Source organism: Herbidospora yilanensis (assembly GCF_001570565.1).
GTDB classification, from domain to species: domain Bacteria; phylum Actinomycetota; class Actinomycetes; order Streptosporangiales; family Streptosporangiaceae; genus Herbidospora; species Herbidospora yilanensis.
In genome coordinates this window covers 134382-151150 of the sequence record NZ_BBXE01000018.1, presented here as the reverse complement: position 1 = coordinate 151150, position 16769 = coordinate 134382, and the positions used below count along the sequence as shown (strand labels likewise).

Genomic DNA, 16769 nt, shown 5'->3' with positions numbered 1-16769 from the left:
AGAGGAGCAGACCCAGAGTCACTGCCGCAACCGGACGCATGGATTGATCCTTTCGTCCGGGTGGGAGCGGTATCAAGGGTCGATTTCCGGGAGCTCGTATAGTCGCTAAGCTGGCCGGAAAAGTTTGTTGACAGTTTTCGCGGGGGCGATCATAGAAAGCAGGAGCATGGAGCGACGTCCTGGCGTGCCCAGGTTGCTCCGGGAGATCAACGACCGGGCCGCCCTCGAACTTCTGCTGGCCTCCGGGCCGCTGACGCGCGGCCAGATCGGTGACCTTACCGGTCTGTCCAAGGTGACCGCCTCCCAGACGCTGTCGCGGCTTGAGGAGCGGGGGCTCGTCGAGGTCGTCGGCGAGCAGGCCGGGAACCGGGGGCCCAACGCGGCCCTCTACGGCGTGATCGCCTCGTGCGCCTACGTGGCGGGGCTCGACGTCGGTCCCGAACACGTCACCGCGGCCATCGCCGACATCAAGGGCGACGTGGTGGCCGAGGTCACCGCCACGCCCAGCGGTGCCGACGACCCCGTCTCGATGGTGCACAACGCGGTCGTGAAGGCCTGCCGGTCGGCCAAGGTCGCGTTGTCGCGGCTGAAGGGCGTCGTCATCGGCACGCCCGGCGTCGTCGACCCGCGCACCGGCGACGTGCAGTTCTCCTTCGACCTGCCCCACTGGCACGAGGGCATCCACGAGGCGCTGGCGCGCGACCTGAAGCGGTCGGTGCGGATCGAGAACGACGTGAACCTCGCCGCCATCGCCGAGCGGTCGAACGGCGCGGCCCGGCGGGCCGACGACTTCGTGCTGCTCTGGGTCGGGCGCGGCATCGGCCTGGCCGTCGTGCTCGGCGGGCGGCTGCATCGCGGGCGTTCGGGCAGCGCGGGCGAGATCGGCTACCTGCCGGTGCCCGGGGTGCCGCTGGCCGAAGACGTCCGGTCGGAGCCGGGGCGGCTGCCCTCGCTCGCCGGCGGCCTGCAGTCGCTGGTGAGCTCCGTGGCGGTGCTCGACCTGGCCCGCGACCTCGGGTTCGAGGGCGCCACGGCGGCCGAGTGCGTGACCGCCGCCGTCGACGCGGGCGACCAGGGCGACCGGCTGCTCGACGAGATCGCCTCCCGGCTGGCGCTCGGGGTGGCGTCGGTGTGCGTGGTGCTCGACCCGGGGCTGGTCGTGCTCGCCGGAGAGGTCGGGCTGGCCGGGGGCGTGTCCCTGACCGGCCGGGTCGAACAGGCGGTGGCCCGCATCTGCCCGATCCGGCCGCAGGTCGTGACGTCCGAGGTGCCCGGCAACCCGGTGTTGCGCGGCGCGGTGATCGCGGCCCTGGAACAGGCCCGCGAGGAGATCTTCTTGTCCTAGTCAGGCCGTGAGGAGTTCGACCGCCGCCTGGGCGTTGGCGCGGGCGGCGCCGTAGGTGGCGATGTGGACGCCGTGGTCGGGGCGCCAGATCGGCAGGCCCATCTCCATGACGACGCCGTCCGGGCGGGCCGAGACGAGTTCGGTCACCAGTTCGCGGCTGGCGGGGTAGCGGTGGGCGTCCTTGACGACCACGACCAGCGACCGGCCCCGGGCCCGCGCGAGCAGGGCGGCTGCCTGGGCCTCCTCCGGCTTCACCCGGACGATCTCCGCTTCCGGCAACCACGGCGCGACGCCCCACGGCACGTCGCCCACGGCGATCGTGGGCGGGGTGTCGATCTCGACCACGAACGGGTTGCGCAGGGGCAGCGTGGCCCCGCTGATCCGGACCGCGCGGCGGGCGGCCTGGAGGCCGACCACGGTGTCCTCGGTGTGCTGGCCCCGGGTCTCGCGGGCCCAGTCGCGCAGCCGCCGCGCGCGGGCGACCGCCTCCTCCAGGCGCTCGACCGGCAGGTCGCCTTGCCGGACCGCCGCCACGATGGCGCTGACGACGGCCTCGGTCTCCTCGTACGTGGGGATGGAGCCCATGCACAACAGGTCGGCGCCCGCCTTGAGCGAGAGGACCGCACCGCCGCCGAGGCCCACGCTCTTGGTGATGGCGTGCATGTCGAGGGCGTCGGTGACGACCACGCCGTCGTAACCGAGTTCGCCGCGCAGCAGCGTGGTCAGCGCCCTCGGGCTGAGCGTGGCCGGGGTGTCGCCCGTCAGCGCGGGGACCGCCACGTGGGCGGTCATGATCGATTGGGTGCCCGCCTCGATCGCGGCCCGGAACGGGGCCAGCTCGCGCTCCCGCAGCAGCTCAAGGGAGGCGTCCACGACCGGGATGGCCAGGTGGGAGTCCTCCGTGGTCGCGCCGTGGCCGGGGAAGTGCTTCACGCAGGCGGCCACGCCGAGCGACTGGAGGCCGCGCACGGCGGCGACCGTGTGGCGGGACACGAGCGCCGGGTTGGAGCCGAAGGAGCGGGTGCCGATCACCGGGTTGTCGTCTGCGGTGTTGACGTCGGCCGACGGGGCCATGTCGAGGTTCACGCCGGCCTTCACGAGGTCGCCCGCGATCGAGCGGTAGACCCGCTCGGTCAGGTCGACGTCGTCGACGGCGCCGAGCGCCGCGTTGCCCGGGTATTCGCTGCCGACGTGGTAGGCGAGCCGGGTGACGTCGCCGCCTTCCTCGTCGAGCGAGATCACCGGGTCGCCGGCGTTCATGAGGCTCGACGTGAGCGTGGCGACCTGTCCGGGGCCTTCGACGTTGAAGCCGAAGAGGCAGACGCCGCCGAGACCTCCGGCCAGGCCGTCCAGCACCCAGTCGGGCGCGGTCAGGCCTCGGAAGGTCACGAGCAGCGTGCCGGCCGCGAGACGGCGCAGCCCCCGATCGCTGTGGCTCGCGGGTACTTCAGGCATGGGAATTCATGACTCCGATCATGGACATGGGAGGGCACGGCCCCGGGTCCCGGGGCCGTACCCGCTCAGGGAAGCGAGACGCGGACGGCCGAAAGCCGGCCATGGCTCGCGCTGGGAACGACAGGCGGGCGGTCAGCCCTTGACGGCGCCCGCGACGAGGCCGGAGACCATGCGCCGCTGCACCAGGAGGAAGAACACGACGACGGGGATCGTCATCAGGGTGGAGCTGGCCATGATGGCGCCCCAGTCGGTGCCCCGCTGTCCGAAGAAGAACTGCAACGCGACGGGCATGGTGTAGCCCGACGAGTCGCTCATCAGCACCAGCGCGAAGATCAGCTCGTTCCACGCGGTGATGAAGGAGAAGATGCTGGTCGCCACCAGACCCGGGGCCACCAGCGGGAAGAGCACCTTCCAGAACGTCGTCATCCGGCTCGCGCCGTCGATCCACGCCGCCTCTTCGAGCGACTTCGGCACGGCCGCCACGAAGGTGCGCAGCATCCAGATGCCGAAGGGCAGGGTCAGTCCGACGTTGACGACGATGAGGCCGAGCAACTGGTCGTACAGGCCCAGCCGCTTGATGCTGAGGAAGAGCGGGATGAGCAGGGCCTCGGCCGGGATCATCTGCACGACCAGCAGGGTGATCAGGAACGAGGTGCGGCCCTTGAAGCGGAAGCGCGAGACCGCCGTGGCGGCCAGCAGCGAGAAGATCGCGCCCACCGCGACCGTGCCGAGGGCGACGATCGCGCTGTTGCGCAGGTAGAGCCAGATGGAGTTGCCGGCGACGCCCTCGCTCAGCACCCGGTCGATGTGCTCGAAGGTGAAGCTGGTCGGGAACGGGATGAACTCCGTGGTGAAGATCTGGTCGTTGGTCTTGAAGGACGTCGAGACCATCCAGTACACGGGGAACATGGCCACGATGAAGACGGCGGTGGCGGTCGCGTTGAGGGCGAACTTGCGCGCCTTCTTGCGGAACTTCGCGGACTTCCGCATGCGCTTCATCTCGTACGACGTGACGGTCACTGCACCTCCTCCGACTTCACCATCTGGCGGACGTAGACCGCGGTGACGACCAGCAGGATGATCGTGAGGATCACCGCGATGGCGGCGCCGGAGCCCATCTTGGGGGGGCTGCGGAACGCCTCCGCGTACGAGAACATCGACAGGTTGAACGCCTCACGGTTGGTGGGGCCGTTCATCAGCACGTACAGCTGCGAGAAGACCTTGAAGTCCCAGATGATGGACAGGATCGTCAGGACCGCGAAGACGGGCTTCAGCAGCGGGAAGGTGATCTTCCGGAACGTCCTCCAGGGGCCGGAGCCGTCGACTCTGGCGGCCTCGTAGAGCTCGCCGGGGATGCTCTTGAGCCCGGCCAGGACCGAGACGGCGATGAACGGGAACGAGGCCCAGACCACCGTCATGACCAGGACGATGTAGATGGTGAACGCCTCGTTGAGCCAGGGTTCGCCGGTCCAGTCGGCACGGCCGAACAGGGCGTTGGAGAGGAAGTCCGGCAGCAGGTTGAGCGCCCAGTTGATGATCCCGGCCTCGGCGTCGAAGAGCCAGCGCCAGATGACACCCTGTGCGACCGGCGGGACCGCCCACGCGAACATGATGCCGATGATCAGGAAGGTCGACATGCGCTTGCTGAGCTGCTGGAGCAGGACCCCGACCGCGGTTCCGACGATCAGGGTGAGGCTCACCGCCACGAACGCGAACACCAGGGTGTTGCGCAGCGACGACCAGAAGACGTCGTTCTCGAAGACCTTGGTGTAGTTCTCCCAGCCCAGCCATTCGGCGGGGCGGGGGTTGATCTCCCGGATCTGCGGCAGTCCGACCTTCTGGAAGGACATGATGAACACTTGGATCATCGGGTACAGCAGCAGCGCCACCATGACCAGCAGGCCGGGGATCAGCAGCGCGTAGGGGATGTACTTCGGGTTGAGACCCGAGGCCTTCTTCGGTGGACGGTGAGAGCGGCGGGGGCGCCCGCTCGGGGCGGAGGCGTTGCCTCCGCCCCGGCGGGCGATCGACGTGTCGGTCATCGTCGCTACTGGTTGAGGATGTCTTCGAGTTCCTTGTTGGCCGTCGCGAGCGCCTCATCGGCCGAAGCCTTGCCCTCGATGACCGAGCGGGCCGCGTTCTGCAGCACCGCCTTGGTCTCGCCCGCCTCGGTCCAGTTCGGGTCGGCCGGGAAGGACCGGGCCTTGGCGAACGCCGCCGCGAACGGGGCCTGGACCGGGTCGCTCGACAGCGAGGCCAGGGTGTCCGGGTAGACCGGGAGCAGACCGCCGTCCTTGGCGTAGCGGTCGGCCCACTGCTTGCTCGTGGCGAGCTTGATGTACTCCTGGGCGAGCTCGGCGTTCTGGGTGGTGCCCCAGACGGCGATGTCGTTGCCGCCGAAGAACGCCGGGGCCTCACCGCCGGTCTTGGCGGGGAGCGGGAAGAAGGCGAGCTGGTCGGCCTTCACCTTGCCCTTGGAGTCGGTCTCGATGCCGGGGATGTCCCACGACGCGGTCAGGTACATGCCGACCTTGTCGTTGGCGAAGCGGGTGCGGATGTCCACGGTGTTCTGGGTCAGCCGCGACTTGCCCGAGAGGCCGCCGGTCACCAGGCCCGTGTACGTCTCGAAGCCGGCCTTGAAGGTCGGGTCGGTGAGCTTGCCCACCCACTTGTCGCCTTCCTTGACGGCGTAGTCGCCGCCCTCGGCCCAGGCCATGGCGCCGAGGAGGTGGTTGGCGTCGGAGCCGCCGTTGAAGGCGAAGCCGTCGACGTCCTTGCCCTTCTCGTCCTGGATCTTCTTGGCGGCGGCGACGACCTCGTCCCAGGTCTTCGGCACCTCGATCTTCAGCTCCTCGAACCAGTCCTTGCGGTAGAGGACCGCGCGGGTGCCGGCGCCCCACGGCACGGCGTAGACCTCGCCGTCGATGGTCTCCAGGCCGAAGAGGTTCTTCGGGATCTGGGCCTGGTCGCCCGCGCTGGTGAGGGCGGTGATGGGGCTGAGCGCCTCCTGGCTGACCCACAGCGGCACCTGGTCGTTGCCGATCTCGGTGACGTCGGGGCCGGCGCCACCCGCGGCGGCGGCGGTGAACTTGTCGTTCACCTGCGGCCACGGGATCCACTCCAGCTTGACCGTGGCGCCGGTGACCTTCTGGAACTCGGCGTTCAGGTCGTCCATATAGGCCTGGGCCGGCGGGTTCGAGTCACCGAGACGCCACATCGTCAGCGTCTGACCGGCGAACTTGGGACCGGAGGCGGCGGGAGCCGATTCGGCGGCGGTGGCGGCGGGTGCCGATTCGGTGGTCTCGCCACCACCACAAGCGGCGACACCCAGGGCGAGGGCGGCGGTGATGCCGGCGATCTTCACGATCTTCACGTTGGGGGTTCTCCCTTCCCGGCTTCTCGTCTAGGCAAGTTGAGGTGTCGGCGGGCCGGGCACCTTGGGGTTGCTGACGGTCGGCGTTTGTGGCACCTCAGAGGCTTGATCGCTTGCCTATGGGGTGACTGCCGTTAAACTAACAAGAAACTTTCTTAAAAAAAACCCGCGTTAGCGGATCGTGACGAGAAGGGAGACAGCGGTGGCCCGACGCCCCGGCACGCCCCGGCTGCTCCGGCAGATAAACGACAGATCGGCCCTGGAGCTCCTTCTCCTGCAGGGCCCGCTCACCCGGGCCGAGCTGGGCGAACTCACCGGACTGAGCAAGGTCACCTCAGGTCAGTTGCTCGCCCGGCTGGAAGATCGCGGCTTGGTCACGACGGCCGGCGAACGGGCCGGCGGGCGCGGCCCGAACGCGGCGCTCTACGCGGTCAACCCCGAATCGGCGTACGTCGCCGGGCTGGAGGTCTCGCCCGACAGCGTGACCGCCGGGGTCGCCGACATCATCGGCCGCGCCATCGCCGAGGTGACCGTCGACCCCAGCGAGGCCCGCGACCCCGTCAAGCTGGTGCACAACGCCCTCTTCCGCGCCTGCGAGAGCGCCGGGATCGTCCTCGACCAGCTCAGCGGCCTGGTGATCGGGACCCGCGGCGTGGTCGACCCCCGCAGCGGGGACGTGCGCTACTCCTTCGACCTGCCCGCGTGGCACTTCGGCGTGCTGGCCGAGCTCCGCGCCGACCTGGGCCGGGCGGTACGCATAGAGAACGACGTCAACCTCGCCGCCCTGGCCGAACAGGCCCACGGGGCCGCGCGCGGCCTCGACGACTTCGTCATCATGTGGGCCGGGACAGGCCAGGGCCTCGGCGTCATGCTCGGCGGCCGGCTGCACCGGGGCATCACCGGCGGCGCGGGCGAGATCGGCTGGTTGCCCGTGCCGGGCGAGCCCCTGCCCTCGAACGTGCGCGACCCCCAGTCCGGCTCCTTCCAGCGCCTGGTCGGCGGGGACGCGCTGCACGGCATGGCGCTGGCCCACGGTGTGGGCCCGGGGGAGGCGCCCGTGGCCGAGCTGGTCGCCAAGGCCGTCGCCGAGGGGAACGGGAGCTTCCTCGACGAGCTCGCCGGCCGCCTGGCCGTCGGCGTCGCGGCCGTGGCGGTGGTTCTCGACCCCGGGCTCATCGTCCTGTCGGGCGACGTCGGCCGGGCCGGCGGCCGCGAGCTGGCCGCCCGGGTCGAGGACGAGGTGGCGCGTGTCTGTCCCTCCCGGCCCCGGGTGGCGGTGACGGAGGTGGACGGCAATCCGGTGCTCCGGGGGGCGCTGGTGGCCGCCCTGGAGGAGGCGAGGGAACAGGTCTTCTCGGATACGGTCTGACAATATGGGTGACGTCATTCTGATCTCCGACCCCCGGGTGACCTCCATACCGGTGATCGATTGCCTTGAGCCGCTCGTCGACGTGCGCGCTTTCCTCCGTGTCGACCTGCGCTTGGCCGACCCGGCCGGTGCGTTCGCGCACCTGCGCGAGGGGGTCGCCGAGCGGCTGCGGCGGGTGGTGCTGCCACTGGGCGTGCACCTGATGGTCGTCGAGGGCTACCGGCCGGTGTCGTTACAGCGGAAGTGGTTCGAGGAGTACCGGGAGACGTTGCGCACGACATTTCCGGACATGTCGAGTGACGAGCTGCACGTGGCGGCGAGCCGGTTCGTGTCGCCCGTCGAGGTCGCGCCCCACACGGCCGGGGCCGCCGTCGACCTGACGCTGTGCGGCGACGACGGCGTCGAACTCGACATGGGCACCGAGGTCAACGCCACGCCGGAACAGAGTGACGGGGCCTGCTACACGGCGTCGACCGACATCTCCGCCGAGGCCGTGCAGAACCGGAAGGTGCTGGCGACGGCGCTGGAGGCGGTCGGGCTGGTCAACTATCCGACCGAGTGGTGGCACTGGTCCTACGGCGACCGTTACTGGGCGATGACGCGGGGGCGCGAGTCGGCGATCTACGGTCCGGTCGAACTCTGATCTCCGGCCCTCGGGCTCGCCCGCCAGCGCAGCGGTTCCCCCGGAGCGGTGGCGACGAAGCGGCCCGCGTGGGCCGTGAACGTCGTCGTGCCCTCGGGGAGGTCGCCCGCCGGGCGCCACTCGTCCGTCGCGTCCGGGCGGCGGGTGACCAGTTCGCCCGTGCTCGTCAGCGCGTAGAGGCGGCCGTTCATGCCGCTCATGGCCACCGCGTCGCACGGGCCCCGGTCGAGCCACTCCTCGCCGGTGAAGGGCATCGCCCACAGGCGGCCCTCCGAGGTCGCGGCCCAGAACGTGCAGTCGGCGATCGCCAGGGCCACGGTTCCCTCCGGGCACCGGGCCTCGTCGGTCCAGGGGGCCGGGACCTCCACGGCCGCCCGCGAGCGCAGCATGCCCTCGGGGGTCACCCCGTACAGCAGGACGCCGCGGGTGCCCGCCGCCTCGCGCGGGGTGTCGAGGCAGGTCACGTCGCCGGCCCAGCCGATCGGCCGCCACAGGAGGTTCTGGGCGCACAGTTCGCGGCTCATCAGCGCGCCGTCGGACGTCACGCCGTAGAGGACGCGGGCGTCGGCGGCCAGGGCGCGGACGTCCGACGGTTCGCCGATCACGTCCCAGCCGTCGTACGGCGAACTGAGGCGGGTCATGACGTTGCGGGTGATGCGGTCGACGACCGGGTCGTGGAGGGTGTTGCCCCAGTTCACCGTGGCGGCGTTGAACACGGTGCCGCGGCCCGAGGTGAAGACGCCCATGGTCGCCCAGCCGCCCTGGCCGCCGCTGCGCCAGTGGCGCAGGTCGGCCGTGGCGAGGACGGTGAAGGACGACGGGGTGCCGTCGCGTGAGGTCACTCTCGGCACGCCGCCGACCTCGACGAACTCGGCCGCGTCGGTCTCGTAGCCGAGCGCGCCCTGGGCGAACTTGTCGCCCTCGGTCAGGCCGGTGCCCTCGAAGACCCAGTGGCCGGCGAAGCGGGTGACGTACGACTCCTCGTTCATCAACGGCATCGACGGGCCCCACGTGCCCGCGCCGGCGCGGAACGACACGCCGGTCATCGTGTTCTCCGGGCGGCCGACGGCCGACCACTCGGCGGTGACCAGCGACGGGTCGTCGACCGGGTCGGTGAAGGGGTCACGGTGGCAGACCAGCGTGCGGCCCTCCAGGCGGGCCTGCCACCAGGCGGTGTTCCCGGCGAAGACGGCCATGTTGCCGCCGCGCCGCACGAACTCCTCGCAGGCGTCGCGCATCTCGCGGGTCCAGTACTCGTCGTGGCCGTTGACCACGAGCAGGCGGTAGCCGTCGAGCAGCTCGGGCGACAGGTCGAGGCCGTCGCAGAAGTCGGCCTCGAAGCCCGCCGGGCGCAGCCAGCGCAGGAAGCCGTCCTCCCAGCGTTCGGGGGAGGGGCCGCCGCCCGGACGGTCGAAGGTGACTTCGGTCGCGCGCGACGGGTCCTCCGTCCAATAGAGGCCCTCACCCGGGACACCGGCGCGGTTGTAGGCCTGCCAGGTGCCGAACGGGATGGACACCAGGATGTGCTTCTTCGGCCCGGACGGCGTCACGACGAAGTAGACCTCGTCGTCGCCGGAGACGTTGACGCCGGGCAACTCGCCGGTCGCCCTCGGTACCTCCGAGGAAGGCGCGTCGGTGAAGTGGGCGCGGTAGAGCGAACTGGGCCAGTGCCCGGGAACGACCAGCGTCCAGCGCGGGCCGGTCGCGCGCGTCGTCAGCACGTGGGCACCCGTGGTGGCGTCGTGGACGTGGACGCCGCTGTCGCCGTCCAGCCGGAAGGTCAGCGGGCGGCCCTGGGGACACGAGGTCGCCTCGGCGTAGGCGATCACCGCAGTGCCGCTTCGACCAGCATCGTCTCCAGCCCGTGCAGGAACCTCTCCATGTCGGCCTTCGACGACCAGCGGGTGTCGGCGGTCACCGACACGTCCATGGTCCCGCTCAGATGGACGCAGAACCGGCAGTTGAGCTGGTCCTGCGACATCGGCCAGCTCAGCGTGCTCTCGCCGAGCGCCCGGCGGATCAGCGCCTCGTCGCGGTAGACGGGGTTGTCGGCGAAGCGCATGTCGTTGAAGCAGCACCACGGATGCACGACCGTCCCCCGGTCGGCCGCGACCCGCTCCAGCGCCGCGGACCGGTCGGCGGGGTCGTGATAGGCGCTCCGGTACGCCCGCAGCGCCGCCGGACCCGCCAGGCCCAGCAGCTCGTCGAACCGCACCTTCTCCACGTCCAGGACGAACAGCCCCTCCTGCGACATCGTGGTCACCGCCGTCCGGGTGTCGGCCCGGAACCGGTTCCCCACGATCGGCAACATCGCCACCGTCTCGTGCCCCGTCATCTCCGACACCAGCGCCGTCACCGCCGTCAGCAGGACCGTGGAGGTGCTCGTGCCGTGCCGGACCGCGATCCGCTGCGCGGCCAGGTCGACCGCGGGGGAGCGCAGCGACGCCCGCCAGATGGGCGGCGACTCCCCGGCCCCCGACGGCACGTGGAACATCGTCGGCGGGATGCGCCGGTGCGCGTCCTCCCAGTACGCCGCCGCCTCGGCCGCCACCCGGCGGCCGGCGGGCGACCCCTGCCAGCGCGCGATGTCCATCGGCTGCGGCGGCCGCGCCGCGGGCGCGCCACCACGCAGGAGCAGCAGGCGCAGGTCGCGGATGGCCTGCTCGGCGCCCAGCCCGTCGGCGGCCAGATGGCAGAAGACCAGCACCAGATGGGTGACCTCACCGGTGGGGGAGAGCACCAGCCCGGCCCGCAGCGGCCACTCGTCCGCGTAGTCGAACGCGGTGGCCGTCATGTCGGCCAGCAGGGTGGCGGGATCGTCGCCGGTCCGGACGCGCAGCTCCCCGCTCGCCCGCAGCGCCTGGCCGCCGTCGCCGACCAGGGTGCGCAGCGACTCGTGCCGCTCGACGAGCCGGCCCAGCGCCCACAACGCCGACGACACCGACGCCGGGCGCGCCCCGAGCGGCAGCACCCGGCCGAAGTTGAAGTAGTGGTCGTCCGGCCGGGTCCGCTCGATCGCCTCCCAGATCGCGCGCTGACCCCAGGTGAACGACGCCGTCCCGGTACGCCCGCCCGAGAAAACGGCCCGGGTCATGCCGGCGACCGGGCGGCCTCGACCCAGGCGGCCAGCCCGTCGACGCTGTCGAGGAACGTCACGTCGCCGCTCAGGTCGACCTCGACGCCGTATTCGCGCTCGACGGCGTCGATGAGCCGCATCTGCGCCAGCGAGGTCACGCCGAGATAGGCCAGCGGCACGGTCGCCGCCAGCACGTCGGCCGGGGTGAGCTCGCCGTCACACGACTCCGACACCAGTTCGGCCAGTCTTTCCTTCATTGCGCACCTTCCGTTCCAGTCCGACCAGGTCGTCGGGGGTGGCGTCGGGGACCGCGTCGTCGAACCGGGCCAGTCTCCGCGTGAGGAGCGCCCCGGCCACGACCAGCAGGATGAATCCGGCGAATACCGCGTACATCAGGGAGACGTCGCCGAGGAGCCCGGTGCCCACGGGGGCGATGATCCCGACGCCGATCGGGATGGTCGACCAGGCGACCATCTGGTTGAGCGCGAACACCCGGCCGTGGAACCGCTGCGGGACCTTGACCTGGATGATCGTGTTGTAGACGCCGTTGACCAGGGCCAGGCCGAAGCTGACGCCGAACGCGCCGGCGCCGATGACGACCAGGTCGTCGCGGAGCGCGACGACGCCGCACGACCCGGCGATGATCAACGTGAGGAGCAGCATGCCGCGCATCCGGCGCCGGGACGGGCCGCCCCACAGGCCCATCGTGAGGCCGCCCGCGACGGCGCCCGAACCGGCCACCAGCGCGATCACACCCGCTTCCTGGACGGTGCCGAACTCCAGCACCAGCGGCGAGTACATCATGAAGACCGGTGACAGGCCGAGCGACAGGAACGCGAAGAAGACGACCATCGCCCGGAAGTAGGGGTTGCCGAACGAGATCTTGAACCCTTCGGCGATCTCCCGGCCGACCGTCTCCCTGCGGCGCAGGGCCAGCGCGGCGGGGAAGGCGACCAGGGCGAGCACGACGATGGTGAAGACGTGGCCGACGACGTCCAGCACGAGGATGCCGTGCAGGCCCCAGACGGCCAGCAGGCCGACGGCCGCGAGCGGCGCGACGAACTGGGCCATGCCGAGCGCCATCTGGGCGATGCCGTTGGCGTGGCCGAGGTAGCGCTTGGGCACCAGTTGCGGCACGGCCGCCGTGAAGGCCAGCCGTTGTGTGGTCAGCGCGACCGACAGCAGCGGGAGCAGGACGTAGAGGGTCCAGACCTGCAGGCCGCCGGTCCACACCAGGACGCCCGTCGCGGCCTGGACGGCCAGGGCCGCCGCGTTGCCGCCGATCATCACGGCGCGTTTGGACGACCGGTCGACCAGCGCCCCGGCCAGCGGCGCGGACAGCACGCCGGGGATGACGGCCAGGACCTGGAGGACGGCGAGCTGGGTCATCGACTGGTGCTGGAGGTAGACCCAGAGGGGCAGCGCGAACTCGGTCAGCGTCGACCCGGCCAGGCAGACCATCTGCCCGAACGCGACCAGCAGGAACCGGGTGACCGAGGGCGCCGGGCCGGCCGGGCCGGACGCGGCCGGCCCGGCCGTGTCGGCGGTGGGGTGCGAGACGAGGTCAGGGTCGCTCGCACCCACGATCTGGGCGAGTTCGTCCGCGCGGTACTTGAGGAAGTAGTGGCCTGCCTCGTCGATCACGACCAGCCGGGTCCGCTCCGCGATGAAGCCCCACTCGGCGTAGCGCTCCTCGTAGTAGTCCGTCGCGGGGTCGTACTCGCCGACGATCGAGACGATCGGCGCCGTCAGCTTCGGGGCGCCGCTGTCCATCAGCGTGGTGAAGTAGTCCTCGGCGGCGCGGGCGTCGCGGCGCATGTTCCCGATGACGAACGCCTTCTGGGCGTCGTCCAGGTCCGACAGGTCGGCGCCGAGCGCGGTGAGCCAGTTGAGCTGGCCCTTGTCGCTGCGGAACCGCTCCAGCCGCGCCAGCCGGGCCCAGCGCCCGAGCACGCCTCTGGTGGGGCGGGCGAACGGGAAGATGCCGCCGAGGTAGACGGTGTCGACCGTGCGTCCGGCCGCTTCGAGGCGGCGGGCGATCTCGACGGTCAGGGCGCCGCCGACGCCGCAGTGGCCGTAGAGGGTGACGGGGGCCTCGATGCGCAGGATCTCCTCGACGCAGCGGCGGGCCACCTCTTCGAGGGGCTGGGACTCCTCGGGCAGGCCCAGGTCGTGGCCGGGGACGGCGACCGACCAGAGCTCCCATTCCGGCGGCAGTGCATCGGCGAGCGGCTGGTAGACGACCGCGCTGCCGCCGCCGTAGGGGACGCAGACCAGGGCCTTGGCGCCCGGCCCGGTCAGGCGGTAGAGGAGCGGCCTCGGTCCGGACGCCGATCGGGCGACGGCCGCGAGGGCGCGGACGGTCGGGTGCTGGAACAGGTCCATCAGCGCGATCGGCGACGAGCCTTCGGGAAGGGTTCTGCGCAGCCTGGCCACGACGCGGGTGGCGAGCAGCGAGTGGCCGCCGAGGTCGAAGAAGTCGTCGAGCACGCCGACCTGCCGGAGACCCAGCACCTCGCACCAGGCGGCGGCGACGGCCTCCTCCCAGGCGTCGGCCGGAGGCTCGAACGGGACGTCGTCCGAGCGGGTGTCCTCGGGGGCGGGCAGGGCCGCCCGGTCGACCTTGCCGTGGCCCTTGAGCGGGAGTTCGTCGAGGAACACCCAGCGGGTCGGGACCATGTACTCCGGCAGCCGCTCGCCCAGCGTCGTGCGCAGGGCGGCGATGGCGGGCCGGGGGTCGGCGACGACGTAGCCGACCAGTTCGCCGTCGCGGGCGTCGGTGACGGCGTGGGAGACGCCGGGCACCAGGCGCAGCGCCTCGTCGATCTCGCCGAGCTCCACGCGGTAGCCGCGGATCTTGACCTGGAGGTCGCGGCGGCCCAGGAACTCCAGGTCTCCGGTCGGGAGCCAGCGGGCCAGGTCGCCCGAACGGTAGAGACGGCCGTACCGGGGGTGGTCGACGAACTTCTCGGCGGTCAGGCCGGGTCGGCCCAGGTATTCGCGGGCCAGCCGGCCGCCGATGCACAGTTCGCCCGGCACGCCCGCCGGGACCTGCGAAAGGTGCCGGTCCAGCACGTACAGCGCCGAATGGCCCAGCGGTCTCCCGATCGGGGTGATCGGACCCGTCGGCGTCACGTCGGGGGAGACGCGGTAGGTGGAGACGCCGACGATGGCCTCGGTCGGGCCGTAGTGGTTGACGACCGGGACCCGTCTGGCGAGGTCGCGGGCGAAGTCCCAGCTCGACCCCTCGCCGCCGAAGATGAGCAGCTTGCGCGGCAGGAGGGCGGCGACGTCGTCGGTGTCGGCGGCGAGGGCGCCCAGGTGGGAGGGGGTGAGCTTGACGTAGTCGATGCCGCGCATGTGCTCGGCGAGTTCGGGGCCGGAGATGCGCGCGGGCAGCAGGTGCAGGGTGCCGCCGGTGCTGAGGCACAGGTAGAGGATCGTGATGCCGAAGTCGAAGGCGAGCGACTGGAGGAGGGCGTACTGCGATTCGTCCTCGACGGCGAAGCGCCGCCGGGCGTCGGCGAGGTAGCGGAGGATCTCGCGGTTCTGGACCGCGACGCCCTTCGGTCTCCCCGTCGAGCCCGAGGTGTAGATGACGTAGGCGAGGTCGTCGCCGTCGCCGAGCGGCTCGATGTCGTCGGCCTCGGCGTCGCCGATCTCGGTGAGCACGACCGCCGCGCCCGAGTCCTCGATCATGAAGGCGCGGCGTTCGTCCGGGTACTCGGGGTCGATGGGCACGTACGCCCCGCCCGCCTTCAGCACCGCGAGCAGCGCCACGGCCAGGTCGATCGACTGCTCCATGCAGACCGCCACCCGCACACCCGGGCCGACCCCCCGCTCGCGCAGCCCCCGCGCGGCGCCGGCGACCCGCCGGTGCAGTTCCCGGTACGTGATCGCCTCGTCCCCGTGCCGGATCGCCACCCGTTCGGGCGACCGGGTGGAGATGACCTCGGCGAGGGTCTCCTGCGCGGGCGTGACCCGCTCGCCGGGCGACGTGGACCACCCGTCGAGAAGCTCCCGCTCGGCATTCGAGACGAGGCCGAGGCGGGAGATCGGCCGCTCCGGGTCGGCGACGATCGAGCGCAGCAGCGTCTCGAAGTTGGCCGCGAACCGTTCGGCCGTCGGGTGGTGGAACAGGTCGGCCGAGTAGACGAAGAAGGCGTCCAGGCCGTCGCCGGTCGGGGTGATCTCCAGCGACAGGTCGAACTTCGCCTGGTGGAAGTCGGGGTCGACCGGTTCGGCGACCAGCCCGTCGAGGCGGAGGCGGGTGCCGGCCTCGCTGCGCAGGCTGAACTGGGTCTGGAAGACGGGCGTCCGGCTCAGGTCGCGGGTCACGCCGAGGTCCTGCACCACCCGGTCGAACGGCGTCTCCGCGTGCGTGAACGCTTCGATCGCGGTCCGGCGGGTGCGCTTGAGCAACTCCCGGAAGGTCGGATCTCCGCTCAGGTCGGCGCGGAGCACGACCGTGTTGAGGAAGAACCCGATGAGCTTCTCGACGTCCTCGTCGGGGCGGGCCGCGACCGGGGTGCCGACGGCGAAGTCGGCGGCGGCCGTGTAGCGGTGGAGCTGGGTCTGGAAGGCGGCCATGAGCAGCATGAACAGGGTGACGCGCTCCTTGCGGGCGAGCGCGTTCACCTGGTCGGTGAGCTCCCGGGGCAGCCTCCTCGTGACTACCGCGCCCTTCGAGGTGCGGACCCTCGGCCGGGGCAGGTCGGCGGGCAGGTCGAGCACCGGCACCCGGTCGAGCCGCGCGCGCCAGTAGGAGGTGTCGATCGGCTGCTCACGCTGCCTGCGGGCGTGCTCGCCGTACTGTGTCGGCAGGTCGGGGAGGTCGCCGCCGGAGTAGAGGGTGGCGATCTCGTCGTACAGGAGCCCGAGCGACCAGCCGTCGCCGGCGATGTGGTGCAGCACGATGACGAGCGTCTGGTCGTCGGTCAGATAGGCCCTGACGACCGGCCCGTTCGCCAGGTCGAACGGGCGGTTGGTGAGGTCGGCGAGCGGCACGCCGGAGACGCGTTCGAGCGGGAGTGCACGGTCCTCGACCAGCGCGACCGGGCTGCCGTCGACGGCCGGGTAGCGCGTCCGCAGCACCTCGTGCCGCCGCATGACCGTGTCAAGTGCCCGCTGGAGCGCGGCCACGTCGAGATCCCCGACGAGCCGTTCGGTCACACAGATGTTGTACGACGCGTCGTCGGGGTTGAGCTCGTGCAGGAACCAGAGCCGTTCCTGTCCGAGCGAGAGCGGATTGGCCGGTGTGACGGCGAGCATCTTCCCTCAAGTGATCGGACGAATGCAGCACAAAGAGGCCAAACGCCTCAGCTCGGGAAGCTAACTGGAAAGGTTCTTTGCAATTAGCGGACGGCGTCAGTCTGGCATGCCCCGCGTCCGCTCACAAGCTCTAAACGTGCCCAACCCATTGGGCTGCCGGAGCCTGGGACCCCTTGTGACGAGCGTCCGGACCGTGCCACACTGGCGACTGACCTAACTGGAAAGAATCTTTTCAGT

At 71.1% G+C, this 16769-nt stretch carries 11 protein-coding genes; 3 read left to right on the top strand and 8 right to left on the bottom strand.

From position 1 onward, the window contains the following. The first annotated feature begins 166 nt into the window (after positions 1-166). A complete protein-coding gene (locus AW273_RS11920) occupies positions 167-1345 on the top strand; it encodes an ROK family transcriptional regulator (protein ID WP_062348207.1) in 1179 nt (392 codons plus the stop codon). Here the strand turns inward: AW273_RS11920 and AW273_RS11915 are convergent, their stop codons facing one another. From AW273_RS11915 to AW273_RS11900, 4 genes are all read right to left on the bottom strand, one after another. Continuing rightward, positions 1346-2800 carry a glycoside hydrolase family 3 protein gene (locus AW273_RS11915; RefSeq protein ID WP_062348205.1) on the bottom strand — a complete coding sequence of 485 codons (1455 nt, stop codon included), beginning with the start codon at positions 2798-2800 and terminating at the stop codon, positions 1346-1348. A gap of 132 nt (positions 2801-2932) precedes the next feature. Beyond that, positions 2933-3799 carry a carbohydrate ABC transporter permease gene (locus AW273_RS11910; RefSeq protein ID WP_439648623.1) on the bottom strand — a complete coding sequence of 289 codons (867 nt, stop codon included), beginning with the start codon at positions 3797-3799 and terminating at the stop codon, positions 2933-2935. Between the two features lie 17 nt (positions 3800-3816). Next, positions 3817-4842, bottom strand: coding sequence for a carbohydrate ABC transporter permease (locus AW273_RS11905; protein WP_062348203.1), 1026 nt, complete (start codon positions 4840-4842; stop codon positions 3817-3819). A gap of 5 nt (positions 4843-4847) precedes the next feature. Then, positions 4848-6173 carry an extracellular solute-binding protein gene (locus AW273_RS11900; RefSeq protein ID WP_062348201.1) on the bottom strand — a complete coding sequence of 442 codons (1326 nt, stop codon included), beginning with the start codon at positions 6171-6173 and terminating at the stop codon, positions 4848-4850. A 202-nt stretch (positions 6174-6375) separates the two neighbouring features. Between AW273_RS11900 and AW273_RS11895 the strand changes: the two genes are divergently transcribed. Together AW273_RS11895 and AW273_RS11890 are read left to right on the top strand one after the other, a co-directional pair. Beyond that, the gene (locus tag AW273_RS11895; protein WP_062348200.1) at positions 6376-7542 is read left to right on the top strand and encodes an ROK family transcriptional regulator; all 1167 of its coding nucleotides are present in this window, start codon (positions 6376-6378) and stop codon (positions 7540-7542) included. A gap of 4 nt (positions 7543-7546) precedes the next feature. Continuing rightward, on the top strand, positions 7547-8185 hold the full coding sequence (locus AW273_RS11890; RefSeq protein ID WP_062348198.1) for a M15 family metallopeptidase: 639 nt from the start codon (positions 7547-7549) through the stop codon (positions 8183-8185). On the opposite strand, the gene AW273_RS11885 is transcribed toward AW273_RS11890, so the two are convergent. Genes AW273_RS11885 through AW273_RS11870 form a run of 4 tightly spaced genes read right to left on the bottom strand, consistent with a single transcriptional unit; the run spans position 8164 to position 16532 of the window. Then, positions 8164-10014: a N,N-dimethylformamidase beta subunit family domain-containing protein gene (locus tag AW273_RS11885; RefSeq protein WP_062348196.1), complete on the bottom strand. Its 1851-nt coding sequence runs from the start codon at positions 10012-10014 to the stop codon at positions 8164-8166. The two genes, AW273_RS11890 and AW273_RS11885, sit on opposite strands and share 22 nt — an antisense overlap. Next, on the bottom strand, positions 10011-11279 hold the full coding sequence (locus tag AW273_RS11880) for a condensation domain-containing protein (protein WP_062348195.1): 1269 nt from the start codon (positions 11277-11279) through the stop codon (positions 10011-10013). The genes AW273_RS11885 and AW273_RS11880 overlap by 4 nt, the downstream gene beginning before the upstream one ends. Continuing rightward, positions 11276-11518, bottom strand: a complete 243-nt coding sequence (locus tag AW273_RS11875) for an acyl carrier protein (RefSeq protein WP_061294331.1) — start codon at positions 11516-11518, stop codon at positions 11276-11278. The genes AW273_RS11880 and AW273_RS11875 overlap by 4 nt, the downstream gene beginning before the upstream one ends. Continuing rightward, entirely contained in the window at positions 11478-16532 is a 5055-nt protein-coding gene (locus AW273_RS11870; protein WP_062348193.1) for a non-ribosomal peptide synthetase/MFS transporter, read from the bottom strand. The genes AW273_RS11875 and AW273_RS11870 overlap by 41 nt, the downstream gene beginning before the upstream one ends. Positions 16533-16769: the final 237 nt, after the last annotated feature.